The sequence below is a fragment of the Brevibacillus sp. 7WMA2 genome, assembly GCF_010748895.1.
GTDB classification, from domain to species: Bacteria; Bacillota; Bacilli; order Brevibacillales; family Brevibacillaceae; genus Brevibacillus_B; species Brevibacillus_B halotolerans.
The window spans coordinates 1,578,493-1,599,351 of record NZ_CP048799.1; the positions used below are offsets into that span (position 1 = coordinate 1,578,493).

At 40.9% G+C, this 20,859-nt stretch carries 2 protein-coding genes; both read right to left on the minus strand.

Annotation, left to right across the window (positions count from 1 at the left end; translation table 11 throughout):
* Positions 1–25: 25 nt before the first annotated feature.
* Positions 26–12,898: a non-ribosomal peptide synthetase gene (locus tag GOP56_RS05745; protein WP_163244902.1), complete on the minus strand. Its 12,873-nt coding sequence runs from the start codon at positions 12,896–12,898 to the stop codon at positions 26–28.
* Between the two features lie 116 nt (positions 12,899–13,014).
* Positions 13,015–20,763 (minus strand): non-ribosomal peptide synthetase, encoded by a 7,749-nt coding sequence (locus tag GOP56_RS05750; protein ID WP_254068626.1) that lies wholly within the window; start codon positions 20,761–20,763, stop codon positions 13,015–13,017.
* Between the last annotated feature and the right edge of the window lie 96 nt (positions 20,764–20,859).

Sequence of the window (20,859 nt, forward strand, 5' to 3'; positions counted from 1 at the left end):
TCAGGCTTTGTGTTTCCATACACCATTAGAAATGAAAGTCGATTTCTGTTTGAATTGATTTTTTAACTTTAGTAAAGGTTTTTTCCAAGGAGATATCTCGTAATTGTACTTGATCGTCTAGCACAATCGTACGCAGAATATGCTGATAATCTCTGGTCATTCGTTCCACGGTTTCTGGTGTAAATAGCCTTGTCGCATATTCCAATTCGAAATGAAGTCGATTATCTTGCTCTTTTGCTTCTAACGTAAGATCGAATTTTGCCACTTTAGTAGCATATGGATATGGTGAAACCCGCATGCCCTCCAGTTCTATTTCTGGGATTTCCATGTTCTGCATAGTAAACATCGTATCGAATAGTGGATTGCGGCTAAGATCACGTGAAAGCTTCAATGATTCTGGCAATTGCTCCATCGGATACTGCTGGTGCTCAAATGCCTGAAGGATAAGTTGCTTCACTTCGCCAAGATATTGTACGAATGTTTTATCGCTTTGAGGCTGCGTACGTATTGGTAGGATATTAATGAACATCCCCATTACGTTTTCAAGATCAGCATGCGAACGCCCTGCAATCGCAGTACCTGTAACAATATCCTCTTGATTGGCATATTTGGCCAGTAATATCTGATAAGCCGCCATTAACAACATGAAAAGGGTTGTATTGCTTTTTTTACTTACCTCATATACTCCTTGACTTATATCCGAATCAAGCACGAAACGTATCCGTTCACCCTCAAAACTCTTCATTTTTGGGCGATCCCAATCCGTTGGAAGCGAGAGAACAGGAACTTCATTAGCAAACACGTTTTTCCAGTATTCCCCTTGTGTATCCATGATTTTTTTGCCCTCTTGCGCCTGCCAATTGGTAAAATCCTTGTACTGAATAGACAGTGGAGCAAGCTCTTTACCTTGATATAAATCCATCATTTCCCGAATAAATACTCCCAGAGACACACCATCAGAAATAATGTGATGCAAATCAACGAATAACAAGTGTCTTGTAGCCGACAACTCCGCGATTGTAACCCGAAGTAATGGAGATTTGCTCAAATCAAACGGCTGGACAAACAGTTTGATTTGTTCCTCAATCTCGCGCTCCTCTACATTTATGTAATTGAGAGTTAGCTGAGATTCTTCTTGAATAATTTGCATCGGTTCCCCATCTACTAGGTCAAACGAGGTGCGTAGGCTTTCATGACGATCTACGATTTCTTGCAATGCTTTTTCAAGGCGTCCTTTATCCAGTTCACCTTCCAACAGCAGAATGCCAGGCATATTATAGCTGGTGCTTTCCATATTTAATTGATGCTGTAGGAAGAGACTCTTCTGTCCGTCAGATAATAGATAACAATCCTTTTTTGGAGCTGGCTGAATGGAAACATGCATGCTTTTCTGTGCATTACGAAGATACGTAGCCTGCTCCTTGATCGTCGGCATTTCAAAGATTTGCCGTAGACTCATCTCGACATCAAAAACCTTGTGAATACGTGATAACAGCATGATTGCCTTTAATGAATGCCCACCGTTTTCAAAGAAATGATCGGTCACGCTGATTCCCTTTATTCCAAGCACGCTTTCCCATATTTGAAGCAATTTTTCTTCTGTTATATTTGCTGCTTTCACTGATTCTCTTGTTTCATCGCTTACAGGTACAGGTAACGCTTTACGATCTACCTTTCCATTTGTATTCACAGGCATCTTATTTAATTGGATCAGGTAGGAAGGAATCATATATGCAGGTAATACCTTCGATAAGATTGCCTTCACTTCTGCGTTATCGATCTGGCTGTTGCAGACTATATATCCGCAAAGATACTTATTGCCAAATTCATCTTCAAGATCAGTGACAATTGCTTCATTGATGGCCGGAATTTGAACCAATTTGCTCTCAATCTCACCTAATTCGATGCGGAAGCCACGAATTTTTACCTGATGATCCTTGCGTCCATAGAATTCGATGATTCCGCCTGGGAGCCATCTTCCTAAATCCCCTGTTTTATACATACGCCGTCCTTTTTCTACAGGAAACGGATCATCCATAAATGCTGCTTGAGTTCGCTTGGTATCATACAGGTATCCACGACCTACTCCAATCCCAGAGACAAGAATTTCACCTTTTACACCAATTGGGCACTGCTGAAGGTTTTCATTCACAATGTATATATTAAAATTTTGCAATGGCTGTCCAATTGGAATAGTCGGCATATCTGGTACTGTATCCATATAATAATGGGTGATGTCGTCAGATGCCTCCGTAGGACCATAAGCATTGATTATTGGAATGGAAGGATACAGGCTGAACCATTTCTTAACTACGTTTTGTTTAAGAGTCTCTCCTGTGACTAACAGGTACTCAAGTGACTGGAAGGTTTGAGATTCTTTTTCCAATAGATCAAGCATGACTGACAAATAAGAAGGAACCACCTCTAGTACAGTAACACTGTCATGTCCTACTTGATCGATAAAGTGCTTTGTATTGAGAATCAGCTCATTGGGATAGATCACTGTAGTTCCGCCGCATACAAGGGCAACAAAAAACTGCCATACCGAAATATCAAAGCAATGGGAAGAATTTTGCGCAACGATACTTTCTGATGTTATTTTTACTCCATCAACCTTCGCAAAAATATGGTTCATCATCCCGATATGCTCCACCATCGCACCTTTTGGCTTTCCAGTAGAGCCAGACGTGTAAATGACGTAAGACAACTGATTCATATCAAGCGGTATGTTTACGTTATCTGCACTTTCCTTCATAAGATCATCTCTAATTTGGTCGAGACAGATTATTCTTCCCGCAAAGCCATTTCTTACTGTGTCGCTAACCAAATCACTTGTAGTTAGTAGTACCTGTGCTTGCGATTCCTGTAGGATTCCAAGCACACGATCCAGCGGATATTCTGGATCAATTGGCGTATAAGCAGCTCCTACCTTCCACACAGCAAGGATGCTTTCTACCATACGTGGAGCTCGCTCCATGTAAATACCGACCAATCCTTCTGTTGTTAGTCCAGTTTTACTTAGGAGATGACCCAGTCGATTCGCCCCTTCATTTAATTCTTGGTAGGTTATCTGACAATCTTGGTAATGCAACGCTACCTTCTTAGGCTGTTTCAGCGCGTAATCTTCTACATAATGGTAAATCGAACGTTCTGTGTCAAAAGCTTGCTCTGTTGCGTTAAATTGATCAATAATCTCCGCTTGATTTCCCAGATAGTCTAATTCCGACAAGGTATTCTTTCCATCTGTAATCTGCTTAGCTATATGAATGAAGCAATCTAAAAATGATTCACCCGGAAATAGCTGTTGATCATAGTAAACGGAAAGCTCAATGGTATCTGATAACGCTTTGACCCATATATTAACCTGTCGCTCAGAATAACGAGGATGATAATAGTGAATATAAGTCATCTCTTGACAAACCGGAATCATCGTAAAGTTAAGATAATTGAAGTAAAAAGATACCTCTTCTTCCCCTATGATATTTTTTTGCTCCATCATGGAAATATCTCGATATGCATGATCTTCCGATTTTATTTTCATCAAGTGAGCGAAATAGTCTTTCATTTCCATATCTGGTTTGAAAATATAACGTGGAAACAATAAGGGTGTCACTTGATAAAAGTTTCCGACAGTATGGGAGTACTCTCGCGAACGTCCATTAATAACATTGCGTATCAGAAAATCGGATTGCTGGTTGCTATAAATTTTAACCAACAAACCATATACCCCCCATAAGAAATGGGAAAGCCGTACCTTCTCCTGTTCACAATATCTTTTGATCTGTACAAACAGTTCAGCTGGTATCCGAGTGGTTTGACTTACAACTGCTGATTCCTGTTCTATACCGCTAGTAGAAAGTTGCTCCACATTAGAAAGCTTTTCCTTCCAATGTTTTTTGATGATATTGGTATCAAACGATTGTAAGTTATCCGAAACATAAGCAGGGAAGCTCTCTGTTTCCTTTGGTTTATATTCTGTACCGTTCTCCAAAGCTTCATAGCTTGCGATGATATGCTCAATAATAATTTTTACTCCTACACCATCAATGATGAGGTTATGAGCTAAAATGCAAAACGTATGATTCCCAGCCTGATCAGTAGCAAATACGAATCTGACAAGCTTTGGTTCAAATAAGTTCCATGGAACGTTTAGCTCCTGTTCAATCAGCTTTGTTATAAAAGCACTGCTTGTTTCGGCTCCCTCTGTTTTGTATTCTTCGTAGGAAAACGGACTATTTTTCTTTACAGCTTGATAAAGTGCAGCGCCATCCTTAAGTAGATGAGCATGAAGCTGCGGTGTCTGATTAAAAACATGCTCGGTTGCCTGCTTCCATCGCTCTTGATTGATCTTTGCTGGGAGATCGATGGAGGTGGAGAAAAGATAACATAGCCCATTGTTTTGAGTAAGCAAAATATCGTAATACATATCTCGTTGAGTGGTTGTCAATGGATAAACACATTCATAATCAGACTTTGATAAGGCTAAATGGTTAAATAATGAGTTTTCCGTCCCGTTACTCATTTGTATCTGACTAATTTCGCTCATAGGATGCTCAAGCAGCTCTATCAGTAGCTTTTTGAACCAATCGATCAATACATCCAGCTTTGTTTCGTTAAAAATAGCTGCATTGCATTCCATAAGGCAGGATAAACCATCATTCGTTTCTTGGATTAACAAGCTTACATCACTGCGAGTAGCTGCATTTTTAACCTCAAAAGGTGTCAGCGTTAATTCCCCTGCTGATAAGGTATTTGGCAATTCATGATCTGCGCTTTGATACGTAAAGCCTGCGCGGACCTTTTCGATAGGAAATTGAAGCCGCTCTACCATGTATTCCAGTGGGTAATCCTGATTTTCAATCATTTCCACAATTTGCTGTTTCATCTCTTCAATTATATGCAGCCAAGTTTTATTACTCGTCACCTGTAAGCGGACAGGTAGTGTATGGACAAACATACCTACCATATTTTCGACGAACGGATGAGTACGACCAGAGGTTACTGTGAGTACCGCAATATCCTCGGTGTAGCAGCATTTAGCAAGAAAAATCTCATAAACGGCAAATAGGGTATGATATAAGGTTGCCTTGCACTGATCACTGATTTTTTTGAGAGCTGCTGTTGTTTCTGCATCGATCTTGAAGCTTTGCACATGCCCCCGGCCATTTTGAGTCGTATTCACGTCAACATCAACTGGCAAATTTAATTCAGGAAGCGGTTCAGCTAGTAGATTACGCCAATAGGTTTCTTGCTTCTGCACATTTTCTGTAGATAAGAATGAATTCTGCCAGGCTGCAAAATCCTTATAGGTGACACTTAGTTCTGGCAACTGTTCACCCTGATATAAATGAAGCAGTTCTTTTATCAGGATATTCATGCTTAGTCCATCTGAAATAATATGATGCATGTCCAGTAGTAAAATGTGCTTTTCCTCTGCGACTTTTACTAGTTGCAGGCGTATTAGAGGTGCCTCAGAAAGCACAAAGGGTTGAACAAATTCCTCTGTCAGACTACTTAGCTGTTCCTCTATTCCTTCTGTATACACCAATGGAATGTCTACTTCATCGTGAATTTGTTGAACAATCTCTCCCTCTCTAAGGTGAAAAGATGTTCGCAATGCTTCATGCCGAGAAATAACATGCTTAATCTGTTCACGAAGTTTTGCATAGTCCAGTTTTCCTTCGATACAAATCCCTACAGGCAGGTTATAGCTAGTTCCATTTTGGGCTTCCTGCTCTGCTAGAACGTATAACCTTTTTTGAACAGAAGAAACCGGATAATCATCTTGTTTTGTCAATTTCGTAATAAGAGGTACACCCATACCAGTTCCCTGTACAGTATTAGCCGCTAGCTCCCTGATGGTTGGATAGAGAAACATATGATGCAAAGGGATAAAGCAATCAAATTCCTTCTGCATTCTCATAGCAATGGTAGATGCCTGTAGAGATTGACCGCCTAAATCAAAGAAGTTATCTTCCGTGCCAAATTGCTTACTTCCTAAGACATCACTCCAAATCGCCCAAATTTTTTCCTCCGTATCATTGGCAGGTAAAGTAAAACCATTCTCAACTTCTTGGTAGGAAAATGGATCAGGTAATTCAGAAAGATCGATCCCTCCAGCACTGCGCAGAGGCATTCCCATTTGTTTTACAAAATGAGTAGGCCGCATATATTCTGGAAGACAAGACGATAAGAACGAGCGAAGCTTTTGAATATTCAATTGATCTGGCTGACTAGTAAAGAGATACGCAGACAGAAGCTCTTTATTGTGGGCCTGATCATCAGCATTCCTCACGATTGCTCGATCTACACCAGGAAATAGCTCCAGCACGGCTTCAATTTCTTGTGTATAAATGCGATGGTTATTCCGTCTCGCTTGGTTATCTGTGTTTCCTATATACTCCAATTCGCCTTCTGGTAAGAATCGAGTTAATTCCCTGGTCGCATACACAAATTGTTTATCAACATGTCCCCATGTAAGGTACAAATGACCTGCTACACCCACTGGTACTGGCTGTCTCTGATCATCTACGATCTCTGGTTGAAAAAAACCTATTGGATAACCTAATGGAACCTTTTGCAGGACCGCCCCTTCTCGAACAAATGCTTCATGTGCTGTTATAAGCATCGGAACTTTCTTCATGCTAAAGGTGCGCAACAGACTTGAACCACTCGGCAAAAATTCCTTCCATTGAAGTAGGTGTTGGTAAAGTAATACTTCTGCATCAAGGACAATAAGCTTGAGCAGATCAACTTCTTGTAGGGAAGTCAGTATACGCTTTGTATGCTCGTCTAGCTGGCTACCCTTATGAATGAAAATAGTTTTTCCAGTGTCATTGCTTTTACCAAGGAAAGCATCATCTTGATGAGCAATTCGCAGAGTCGCTCCATTTACTAGAGCTGGTACCCATAGCTTTTCCCAGAAGCCTGCTTCATCAGCCGAAGTAATATACACACAATCCGAGCCTGTAAGCTCACATTTTTCTTTTACTGCCTCTGCATAACATAGGAGCTGTTGATGCGTAAAGCCGCCAACATCTTGTACGATTTGCACCATTTTGTCTTTGCGATTCTGTGATTGTAGGTTTGTAGAAGCTACCTGTTTTACATCTTCCTGTATTTCTTGAAGATCAATAATCTGCTTAGCGTGTTCCTTGACAAATGCTGTCGCTTCTCGTGTTATGACTACCGCATGCTGTAATAGATCGTTCGGTTCTTCATTTAGATAGGTGTACGTGTAGCCTGCTTTTATCACAGCAAGAATACTTACAATCGCTTCTATAGAAGTAGGTAAGCAAATGATCATTTGCTGATTTGGTTCGATATTCATTTGCTGTATCCAGCGCGCTAATTGATTAGACTGCTCATGAAGGGATTTATACGTAATTTCGCGATTCCCGCATAAAACAGCATTCTTGTCGGGATGCTCTAACGCCCACTTTTCTACCTGCTCATGAATAAACAATTGATCCTTACTTTCTAGAAGGACTTGCTCTTTCAGGTTCTGCGAAGCTTTTAGATGATGTGTAAGCAGTGGTATACCGGAAAGTGAGCGATCAGAATAACGTACCAAATCCTCTACTAATCTAGCAAATCCATTGATCCATCCGTCTATGATTCCATGTTCAGAGAGATCAGCATTGTATTCAAATTCAAGATGTAATTCAGCCCCTACTTCAATAACATTAAGTCCAATATCCTGCTTGGTTGTAACCTTAGGAAAAGGTACAAACTCTACTGCACATTCAGGAAATTGCAAATTGCCTGTCGGCCGATCCATGTTGAAGGTTGCAGTAATTCCAGGTAGCTTAGGACTCCTCGCTTGAGCTGCTAGCATTTTGCCAATTAAAGCCATTGAGCAATGCTGATATTGGTAAACCTCAAAGGCATTCTTTTTCACTACGCTACTAACCTTTTCAAAGGTCATATCTGGCTCAATTTGCCCATGAATCGGTAGCATATTTACACATTGCCCTACTAAATGTGAGGAGCCTGCAAGCGCTTGTCCTCCACTAGGGATACCAATGAACATCGAATTTTGACCTGTTATCTTATGCAAAAACACCTGAAAAGAGGCTAAAAGAGTCATAAATAAGCTATTTCTCTGCTTCTTACTAAACTCTCTTAGTTTGTTTACAACATCGGCTTGTAGAATGAGAGTTGTGCGATTTCCTATGTAGCTACGTTTTGCAGGCTTCATTTTTGAACTTGGAAAATCCAGCACTTCAAACGGTTTTGTACTCTGTTGCTCCCAAAAAGGTACTGCTTCTGAAAGCTGACTCTGCTGCTTATCTTGCCATGCGATAAAATCTCTATACTGCATAGGCTCAGGGAGAACTATTTTCTGATCATGATAGGCAGCCGTATAAAGGGACTCCAATTCCTTTACAAGAATACCTACTGACCATCCATCAGCAATAATATGATGAATAATGAAAACGAGCTGATAAACATCTTTTTCTATTTGCAGGATATAGGCTTTGAATAACGGACCTTTTTCCAGATGAAAGACTTGTTTACCCTCGTTGTCCATCCAAGTCTGTGCTTGTTTTTTGGCATTCACGCCTGGTTGATCTAAAAAATCAACCAATGGTACGTCAATCACCATTTTGGGATGGATACACTGATATTCGCCATCTGCGCTTATCGTTGTTCGTAGGGATTCATGTCTATCAACAAGTTGCTGTATGGCATGACGCATGTCATCCAATTTTAATTGACCTGTTAGTTGAAGCACGAAGCATTCATTATACGAACGCGACTCTTCCTCTCCTAATTGACAAAAAAACCATAATTGCTTTTGCTCTTCTGATAATGGTACCTGTAGCTTATTTTTAACTCCCTTATCTAGGCTCTCTTCTAAGGGAGTGTCAGGAAAAAAACCTGCTTTCTTCATCTCCTCTACACTGTCTTTAACTGCGTCAATGATCTTTTCGACATCTTGATCAGTATGAGCAGTGGACAAGAAGCAGTTTCTTCCTTCCCAGGTATAAATACCACGGAACAGCAGATGGTAAAATAATATTTCTTGCGTACCTTTTAATACAAAACGGAACAAAGAGCCAAAATGAACCATTCGAATAGAGATATTTTGTTCTCTAAAATAAGCGTTAAGCGTTTGGCACATACGTGCTGTTCGTTGGTTTACCTCTTCTTGTAGGGTACTTCCTTGTTGTTTCAGATGCTCTAGAGTCACTTTTGCGGCTACCATGGTCAAGGGATGATGGCAAAATGTCCCTGCAACGAATGTACGCTTTTCCGCAACCGGTGGATAAGATTGATCGCCATATTGCCAGTATCCTCCGTCAATACAATCTAAATAGGCAGTTTTTCCAGCAACAACACCTATAGGCATTCCGCCTCCAACAATTTTCCCATAGGTTACCATATCAGCCTGAACACCAAACCATGCTTGGGCACCGCCGGGATGGATACGGAAACCGGTAATCACTTCATCAAAAATGAGGGCTGTGCCAAGCTCAGTTGTCAGAGCACGCAAGGAGTGTAAAAACTCTTTTGGCTGTAATTCTGGATCACGGCTTTGAACTGGTTCAACCAATACCGCTGCTAGATCATCGGCATTCTCCCGGATGATTTGCAAGGCCTTCTCACTGCCATATTCAAGAACCAAAATATCATCGCTCATGCTTGCTGGAACACCTGGAGCCATCGGTTTGGAGCTACCATCGTCTTTAGCCGTATCAGTGCGAGCTAAGATACCGTCAAAGCTGCCATGGTAAGAGCCTGCAAAGATAGCAATTTTCGAGCGGCCCGTATAAGCTCGGGCTATCCGGACAGCAACCATAACCGCTTCCGTACCTGAGTTATAAAAGGCAACCCGATCTACTCCTGCGATTTCAGAAATTAATTCAGCCACTTCTCCGCTTAATCGTGACATGGGACCTACAGGGAAGCCTCGCTTCAACTCTTCATTGATAGCCTCTGTGATAAAGGCAGGATTATGTCCAAGCAGGTTAACCCCAAATCCCATGCATATGTCGATATATTCATTTCCATCGATATCCCACAGCTTAGAACCCATAGCTCGATCGCTAACGATTGGGTATATCATTTCTTTCCAGTTGGAACGATATCCCGCCACATTTCGATTATTAGCAAGTACATTGCGATAGTTTTGAGCTAACAGCTTGGAGGAGCGAGTTTTGTCAGAATACCTCGTTATAAAATCCTGTAGATGGCTACGTTCTTGCATTGTTACGTTCTGCGTTGACTCAAAAGAAACCTTTTGATAGGGAACGAACACTTCTTTTTGGTTGTTTTCTTTTGCTAGATTTCTAAAACCAACGGGAGATTCTTGTACAATCGCAGCTTCTCCTCTAGCTTGTAAACGACGCTCATCAATTGCTATAGGAGCTGGGGCTAAGCTCTCCCTTTGACCATTCGGCTGTAGTAAACGAAATACATCCAGTTGTTTTGCCATTATTTCTAATTGCTGACTCATCAATTGCTCAAGCCCGCCTAGATCGGTCTGTCCATGTCCATTGCCCGTTGGAACTGGTTGATAGTCAGATACGTGCGGTTGAGAAGCCTCTCTACTTGCTACCTGTTCACTTTCTTCAGATGGTTTCGTAGCCCTAGCCTCGCACTTCATAGAACTTGCAAAGAAACTGTCAGGTAAGACCTGCGCTAGATAATTTGCTACATTGTATGTGTTATTTAATTCTTCAAAAAACATAGTAAAGGATATTTGAACACCGTATGTATCCTTGATTTGGTTGTTCAGTTGAATAAATAGAATTGAGTCGAATCCTAGATCATAAAAATTAGCATGCACATCAAATTCTTGCTCATTTATTTCTGCTTGCGTGCACACCATGTGTTTTACGTTCTGTAAAATCGTTTCTATTCTCTGACTCTCAAAATGATCGTTGTTTACTTCAGAGTTAGTAGAATGTGCATTCAAAATGTTTCCCTCTCTTTCGTCGATACATGCTGTTCGGGATTCAATCCAATATCGCTTGCGATCAAATGGATACACAGGTCCGCTGATCCGTTTTCGCTTTTCATTCCTATAGATAAGATCCCAGTCAATAATCGCTCCTGACACATATGCCTGACATAAGCTGACTAAGGCTTCAGAACTTGTCCGGTCTGTATCCAGGTATTTCTGGGCTGCTTCTTTTGCTTCTTGCGTAAATTCTTGAATTTCTCGCTCGCTAACTTTTCCTCTTGAAAGATCACTCTGTTGTTCGCGTACGATCTGATGGATTCCATAGAATACATGATGACTCACATGTATTCTGGATTCGTTTGGATGAACTGCTGATAATACGGTAGCTGCTTGTTCTAACTCTTCTATCAATTCCTGTTTGGTAGAAAATGCAAGAGCAAGACGATGAGTATAATGCGAGCGGCCTCTGTTAGCCGTATAACAAATATCTGATAAAATCTCATCTGGTTTATCCGACAAAAAACGGATATATTCCTGTACCAGCGCTTGAAGAGAGGTCAAGCTTTTGGCAGAAATCGCTAAAACTTCAATTCGCTGAGGCAAATAATCTGCTGCCTCATCCTCCTGTACGGGAGCTTCCTCTAAGATGATATGGCAATTCGTTCCACTTAATCCAAAGGAGCTAATACCGCATCGCAAAGGTTCTTCCTTTGTTTCCCATGTACGTAAAGCCGTATTAACATAAACCGGCGAATTCTCAAATGCAATCTGACGATTTGGCATTTCAAAATGAAGAGTCGGTGGGATTTTCTTGTGTTTTAATGCTAGAACCGATTTGATAATCCCTGCTAAGCCGGCTGCTGCTCCTAGATGACCAATGTTTGATTTAACAGAACCGATTGCACAAAATTGGCTTCGATCCGTGAATGTACGAAATGCTTTTTGGATGGCCTCTACTTCGATAGGATCACCTAACGCCGTACCCGTACCATGCGCTTCTATATAAGAAATGGTTTCAGGTTCAATACCTGCATCCTGCCAAGCAGCAAGAATTACTTCTTTTTGAGCCAGTACATTAGGTGCAGTCAGACCATTGGATGTACCATCATGATTAAGCGCACTTCCTTTAATCACTGCATAGATATGGTCACGATCATGAATGGCTTGGTGTAGCGGTTTTAAAATAAGGGCGGCCACACCTTCTCCCACCCCTGTTCCATCCGAATTCCTATCGAAAGCCCTTGTACGTCGTGTCGATGATTCAATCCCTAGTTTTAATTCATTGTCTAACGGCATAAAATGAAGACCTACACTCCCGGCAATGGTCATATTGCATTCTCCGTTACGGAGAGCTTGGCAAGCGGTATGTATAGCCACCGCTGATGAGGAGCAAGTCGTATCAATTGTTAATGACGGACCTCTCAAATCTAATAAATATGCGATTCGACTGGCAATAATCGGTGACAAATTGCCTGGTATAAACAAAGGGATCGATTCATGTCCCACTTCTTTTATCAATCCTTTGTAATCATGCAAAGCATCTCCACTGAATCCAACGTATACGCCTGTCTTGCTACCTTTGCATGTTTCACCACCGTAGCCCGCATCCTCCAGAGCATGCCATGCTGATTCCAAAAACAAACGCTGGGTTGGACTCATGTACGAGGCTTCTTTAGGTGAGAGCCGAAAAAATGCAGCGTCAAATTTGTCGATTTCTTCTAAGAAGGCACCCTCATAATAAGTATCTTCAGCAGTAGATTTAATCGTACGTAGATACGCTTTTGTATCGGCCTGCCTAGATTCAGGGAAAGGACCTATACAATCCTCTCCATTGCAGAGATTATTCCAAAAAGCTTCCAAATGAGATGCCTTAGGAAATTGACCAGACATACCAATAATTGCAATCGATTTTTTATCAACAGCTTTAATGTCACTCTCAGTTTCGCTGATTAAGCTATCTAGTTTAAATGAATCAAAATTAAGCAAAGATGTCTCACTCCTACTTCTTCAGGTTACATTGACTGTTGCCTGATCCCCCGATACTTGCCACGGATTGAATCAGGCAACAATCTTTTTGAAAATACCGATCCTGTCGAAAGTTACTAATTTTCTAAGATCATTGCAAGGAGTTTCCGATAAGCATGAAGTAATTCTTTCATTTTTTCGCTTCTAAGCCTTTGAGGCTGATAGTCGAGACGGAAGTTGATATAGTTGCTATCTGATTCGATCTCAAGCAGGATATCAAATGTGTCATTTATCTCACTGCGCTTCGTTGCAAGTCCTTTTCGGTAAAGTAACGGAGTAACAGTGAATGGTTCCTTGGACATAACAAGTCCAGAAAGCCTATCTGCCTCGTATACCTTGATCTCCTCTTCTGCTTTTTGCTTCTGATGAACATAGCGGAACAACTCAGAAAAATTAGTCATTGAGCTTATATTTACATCTAGTGACATAAACTGATTAGGCGCTTGCATCAGTAGCTGAACAGACACTTGCTCGGACCCACTAATTTGCGATAGCAAAAATGCATAAGCAGCGACAAATATATCGTCTATGCTCACTTGTTCTACTTCCGCTAATCGCTGTAATTTCAGCATAGTGGCGGATGTTAATTCTGCTTCAAATATAGAACCCGGCTCGCTCATTTGATTACTAGCAAAATAATCTCGTCCCATAGAAATGCTTGGTAATGTAAAGGTTCTGGCTTGCTCCTTATCACCATGCATAATTAGATTCGCGATCTTACTAATTGATGGATAAGTGAACATATCGGTAACAGTCACATAATTGGGATATTTTTCATCCACACGGCTGTGCATCCGCACCAATAATAAAGAATTTCCACCGAGATCAAAGAAATTGTCGTGAACACCAAAACCAGTGACTCCAAGTAATTCTTCCCAAATAGAAAGTAGCACTTCCTCTATCTCATTTGAGGCAGCGACAAATGCCGTACCTGTAGAAAGTCTAGATGTCGTATTTTCAAGTGCCTTTCGATCAGCCTTACCGCTTGGTGTAAGTGGCATCTTCTCTATTTGAACAAAATGTGCCGGAACCATATACTCTGGCAGTGCTTCTTTTACAAACTCACGCAGAGGAGCAACCGAAAGCTCGGTGTGAGCGACAATGTAGGCAATCAATATTTTGTTGCCAAACGTATCCTCGCTACTAAGAACGATCGCTTCCGTAATCTCATCATGGCTTAGTAAGCGTTGCTCAATCTCCCCTAATTCAATTCGATATCCTCTTATTTTTACCTGATGATCAGATCTTCCCAAATATTCAAGCGTTCCGTCCTCACACCATCTCGCTATGTCACCTGTACGATACATGCGAACAGAGTTGTCAGCATGAAACGGATCGGACACAAACTTTTCAGAGGTTAGCTTAGGCTGGTTCAAGTAACCTCTCGCTACACCATCACCCGCTATACACAATTCTCCTTGGACGCCAAGGGGGACTAGCTTGTTATGTTTGTCTACAATATAGATACTTGTATTTCCTATTGGCTGTCCGATGGTTACTGTTTCTTCATTGGTCAAATCAGCAATCGCGGAGTAAACCGTCGTCTCAGTAGGGCCATACAAATTGAACAGCTTGGCCTGTGTGATGGCTTGCAGTCGATTCAATTGAACAGTTGAAAAAGCTTCTCCGCCAATCATAATGACCTCAAGCAAATGCAAACTGCGATGACATTCCTTATCATTCATCAGAAGCTGGAGGCGTGATGGAGTGACCTGTATCATGCTTGCCTCTTTGTTGATGATTAACCTGCTCAAGCGTTTAGGATCACGTTGCTCACCTTCCGTAGCAATAACGACAGTAACTCCCTTTAACAATGGGACAAAGGTCTCTAGCACTAGCACATCAAAGCTAATATTAGTAACAGAGACAAGTCTTTTGCCCTCTTGGAAAGGCATGATTTTCACCGCAGCTTCGATAAAATTATGGACTCCGCGATGCTCAATCATTACACCTTTTGGCTTCCCAGTTGAACCAGAAGTAAAGCAAACGTAACAAAGCGAATTAGCGTCGATTGAAGTATGGATTGCTTCTGTAGATTGACTATTTATCATAGAAGCACCATGTTGTTGTCTGCGTTGAATGCTCACATTCTTTTTCGTCAAAGCATCCTCTGATAGACATGCTTTATCAATCGTAAATAAAGCATCATATCGATATCGAGTTAACTCATTTTCGATGGTGTGTTCTTTTTGAGAAAAAGTCACATGTGTAACCTCGTCATGCTTCGATAGCCAATCCTCTAAGAAAGAACGCGAGATAAACAGTTCAGTTGTAAATTCAGTTTTTGTACGATGCTTATCATCTTGAATCTGTGTTTTCTTATGCTCCGTTAATGACTGTATCATCTCTTCCTTCAACGACAAATCCATAATGTCGCCAACAAATAAAACCCCATTTTCCCCCATCAGCTCTAGCGCTTTTGCTAGGATAAAGCGTAAATAATTATGATTAGGGAAATATTGAATGACACTATTTAAAATCACTACATCAAAATCTCGTTCATCCAACTGGTCAATTTCGTGAGCAGGAAAAGTGGCAAGCTTCATGTTCGAAACACCTTCACGTAGCATTCTTTGCCTATTTTTCTCAATAATGACATCAGATAAGTCCGTACCATAATAAGAACCAACATATGGAGCTAGCTCAAACATTGTCAAACCTGATGAGCATCCAATTTCCAAAACTCTCGTCTGAGAATGTAGATGAGGTTTTAGCTTATGCAGGACGTTTTTACTATACTCACTCATTTCCTCTAAAGAGAGGGGCTGTCCTGTATAACTGCTTACCCAGCCGCCAATTGAAATCTCATCATTTCCAACTGAACCGATATGATTCCACAATTTCTGATCAATCAGATCGTTCGTTTGGTTGGCGTCTATGGAAGTAATCTCATCTTTATCAAGGCAGACAAAGGTATCTAACGTTGGACATTCCCATTGCAACGCATTAAGCTGATGGATAAAACGCGAAGTAGATAGGACAACACTTATGCTAGCTTCATTTACGATTACCTTGACTCGTTCATCGGGTAATACGGGATCAATTGGTACATAGGCGGCTCCTGCCTTTAGAATGCCAAGCATTGCGATTAAGATAAATTCAGATCGTTCAATCAGGATTCCAATTAATTGATTCGGTTGTACCCGATGATGCTCAAGTAAATAATGAGCAATTTGGTTAGCCCTCTCATCTAATTCCTGATACGTTAGCGATCGTTCTTCACACATGAGAGCGATCTGATTAGGCGTTAGCTTTACACGTTCAGCAAATAATTGATGAATCGTTTTATCCTTGTCATAGAACATTGCCGTATCATTAAATTCAACGAGAAGCTGATTTTTTTCCTCAGGCAACAATACTTCCAAACTTTCAAACGTCAAATTCGGATTCTTTGTCACCATTTGTACGAAATGGATAAAATGTTTTAATAGTTGCTCTGCCGTTCTCTTAAGGAACAAATCTTTGCAGTATTCCAGACGGAAATGATATCGTCCTTCCCTTACTTTTGCTTCAAGAGTTAGGTCAAATTTAGATGTTTTATTTGGAAACTCCAATTGGCTAATGGAAATATCCTCTAATGTCAGCTCTTTGCTGTCCATATTCTGTAAAATAAACATGGTATCAAACACAGGGTTTCGGTCTACATTCCGTTCAACATCCAGCTTTTGGACCAATTCCTCAAACGGATACTCTTGGTGCTCATATGCTAGCAATACGTTTAGTTTCACTCTTGCAAGAAAGGAAACGAAGCTATCCTCTTGATCCACACGATTACGAATTGGCAACGTATTTACAAACATCCCCATTACGTTTTGTAAATCAGCATGTGTTCTTCCTGCAATTGGCGATCCAATCACTTGATCATTTTGTCCTGAATAGGTAGCCAGTAAGAAATGATATGCTGCAAGAAGCACCATAAATGGAGTCACGTTGTTTTCAAAGGCAAATTGATTTATCGCGGCAGTCTCTTCTTTATTCAACCCCATCCATATAGAATCTCCACGAAAGCTTTTTAATGGAGGACGGGGAAAATCGGTCGGAAGATGCAAGATTGGAATTTCATCAGCAAATTGTGACAGCCAATATTGCTCTTTTTTAGCCCATTCATCTGAGGCTCCCTGTGAATTGTGCCAAACCGTATAATCTTTATACTGAATAGCCAATTCAGGTAATGATTTGCCTGCATATAAGCTCATGAACTCTTCGATAAATAACTCAAGCGTTGAACCGTCTGAAATGATGTGATGCATGTCAAACAAGAGTAGATATTCTTCCTTCTCTATATGTACTAGCTTGACTCTTAAGAGTGGTGCTTGTTGTAGATCAAACGGCTGCACAAAAGCTTCTACGATTTGTGTGATCAATTCAGACTGACCTATTTCCTCATCCATATTCTCTAGTAATGAGTATTCGGATATGGAAAAGGGAACCTTCGAATGAATCTGTTGAACAACCTCATTATTTATAAAATGAAAGGATGTCCGTAAAGCCTCATGGCGATCAATTAATTGATGAAATGCTTTTTCCAGTCGGTTACGATCTACATTGCCTTTTAGTGTGATCATTGCTGGCATATTATAGGTTGTTGAACCCTGTTCCATTTTATCTAATACGAACAATCTCTTCTGTGCAGAAGAAATCGGATAATAATCCTGTACAGGTGCTTTTTCAATGTGCCCGTATGCTATGGATGCTTCACTTTCTATCAACGACGCTAATTCTGCAATGGTTGGTGTATGAAATACGGCTCGTAACGAAATCTGTTTGTTAGAGACTTTTCGTAATTTCGAGATAAATTGGGATGCTCTAAGTGAATGTCCACCCAGTTCAAAAAAATTATCATGAATTCCTATCTTTTCTACCTGTAAAATTTCACTCCAGATTTGCACCATTTTGATTTCTAGCTCTGTACGAGGCGCTACGTATTCTACTCCTGTGTTGATGCTAATCCCCTCTGGAGCAGGGAGCGACTTACGATCAATCTTTCCATTTGGTGAATGAGGTAATTTATCTACCTGCATAAAATAAGAGGGAACCATATAATTAGGAAGCTCAGACGACAAGCTTCTTTTTAGTTCATTTACCGTTAATTGCTTATCCGCCACAAAATAAGCGCACAAATGCTTAGTCCCCTCTTGATCTTCCCGCGCGACTACGACAGCTTCTTGCACATCTTTTATTTTCACAAGCTGCGCTTCTACTTCTCCAAGCTCAATGCGATAGCCTCGAATTTTAACTTGATGATCGATTCTTCCTAAACACTCGATGGTTCCATCTGGGAGCCATTTTGCCAAATCACCTGTTTTATGCATCAGGCTCCCTGGCACAAATGGATTTTCTACAAACTTTTTAGCCGTTAATTCTGGAAGGTTCCAGTAGCCCTTTGCTAGTCCTTCACCCGCAATACATAGCTCACCTGCCACACCTATTGGTTGAAGCTGATTTTGAGCACTTAAAACATAGAAGTATTTATTCATGAGCGGCTTACCGACTGTGATAGCCTCTCCTGTCTTTATTTCTGCAACAGATGACCAAACAGTGGTTTCCGTGGGACCGTACATATTATACAGTCGTGCCCCCGTGTAGGTGCGCAAGGTTTGCAGCAATGAAACAGGTGGGGCTTCTCCACCCAGCATAATCTCACGAACTCCCTCTAAACATTTGACACGCTCTGTGCCATGCATGGAAGACAATAACATTTGCATACGAGGAGGTGTCATTTGAAGCATATCAATTTTCTCTTTCCAAATGATTTCACTCAATACTTTTGGATCAGCCTGTTGAGCTTCACTAGCGATGACAACCTTTACCCCTTTACTTAGCGAAAGGAACGTTTCCAAAATGAATGGATCAAATGAAATTGTCGTAATACAAAGGATCGACTTCCCTGGAGAAAAATCAATTCGATCCGTAATGCCATCCACCTGATTGATAACTGATTGATGAGTAATCACTACCCCTTTAGGCTTACCTGTTGAACCTGATGTGTACATAACATAGGCTAAATTAGATGGGGTACTAATCGGTTCAAGATTGGTTGTGAGATCCTGATAGGAAGATTCTTCATCCACAGCGAGACATTTTCCAGCAAAGGTGATTCTCTCTTGTAAATGACTATGTACCACAACCAGTTTGGCACCCGTATCCTCTAGCATGTAGCGAATTCGCTCTTCTGGATACCCTGGATCAATCGGAACGTAGGCCCCTCCGGCCTTCAGGATTCCTAGCAGCCCAACTATCATGTCCATGGAACGCTCGACCAAAATACCAACAAGTTGATCAGGAGCTACTCCTTCTGCTCTTAGAGTACGTGCCAATTGGTTTGCTCGTTCATTTAACTCACGGTATGTGAGGTGCGCTCCTTCACAGACGATAGCAACTTGATCTGGGGTACGCTCAACCTGACTTTCAAATAACTGATGAATCGTTTGCTGCTCTAGATTCTCTACTGTTGTATCGTTGAACTTCTCAAGGATCAATGTTTTCTCGAAAGGAGTCATCATCTCAATCGAGAAGAGTTTTGCATTTGGGTCGCTTAGTATCCCTTCTGTCATTTGTAGCACATGCCCAGCAATACGCTCGATGGTAGATTCGTCAAAACGATTTTGGTGATAAGTAATTCGTAATTCTACGTCCTCGTTCATGACGATTTCCAAGCAGAGCGGATAGTTGGTTAATTCGTTCATCTCGAAGGACCGTACTGACAAATCGGAAAATTTGTTCATCAGACTAAAATCCATCGGGTAGTTCTGAACGATCATAATAGAATCAAATATCGACTCCTGATGATCCAGTTGAGTCCATTTTTTAGCATCAACAAGTGGACTTGCCTCAAAAGCTTCTCGGGCTTTCACTTGTTGGTGAACCATTTGCAGCAGATTGATAATTGTCTCGTCTGAGCGGTTTTGTACACGGAACGGTAGTGTATTGATAAAGAGACCTACCATTTGATCAATCCCTTTGATCGGTGCTGTACGTCCCGAACTCGTTACGCCAAACACAACGTCCTGATTGTTATTGTAGCGTTGCAATACCATGCCCCAAACGGTATAAAAAAAGGTAGCAATCGTAATATTCTGCTCTTGGACAAATGCTTGTAAACGTTTTGTCATTCCTTGAGTGAAACCATATGTATAGCTTTTCCCCTGTTTCATAGCTTCAAGGCTATATTCTTTACGGGAAAGTACGTCTGATTTTGTGTCGAATCCATCAAGCAGGTTTTTCCAAAATAAAGTAACTTCTTCCTTTTTCTGCTGAGACTGACTCCATTTGATAAAATCCTTAAATTTACTTTTCTCTTTTGCCGTATGCTCCTGTCCTGCTTTAAGATTATGATAAGCTTGGAAAAATTCGTTCAGTAAAACACCATTACTCCAGCCATCATACAAAATATGATGATTTGTAATAATCATTTCATATTGATTGTCCGTCAATTTACATAAAGTAACACGGAACGGCTCGATATGTAGATGCAAAGGTTCCTGGAGGTCTTGTTGCTTCACACTTGCAAGCTTCTCCATTTTTTGTTCTACAGGTACTAGCGACAGGTCAATCTGTCTAAAAGAAACCGGCTTGTCCTTTAAAATGATCTGCACTGGTTTTTCTAAGTTTTCCCATCGATATATCGTGCGTAGCATTTCATTCTGTTGGGCCATGTAATCCCATGCTTGTTTCATTAGCTCTGGTTGAACACTGCCTTCCAGATTTAGCGACAACTGTTCATAATACTCTCTACTTTCAAGATTATATAAATAGTAAAATAATATCCCTTCTTGAGAAGGCGTTAATCCCAAAATTTCTTCGACGTTCGCTTTGTCAATCTTCATTGTTTCCCCCATATACATCCACTCCATTTGTACTCTTGTCGGCCTTCTATTTAGTTCAAAAACGTACTTAGAAAAACAGAAGTTGATGAAAAAAGA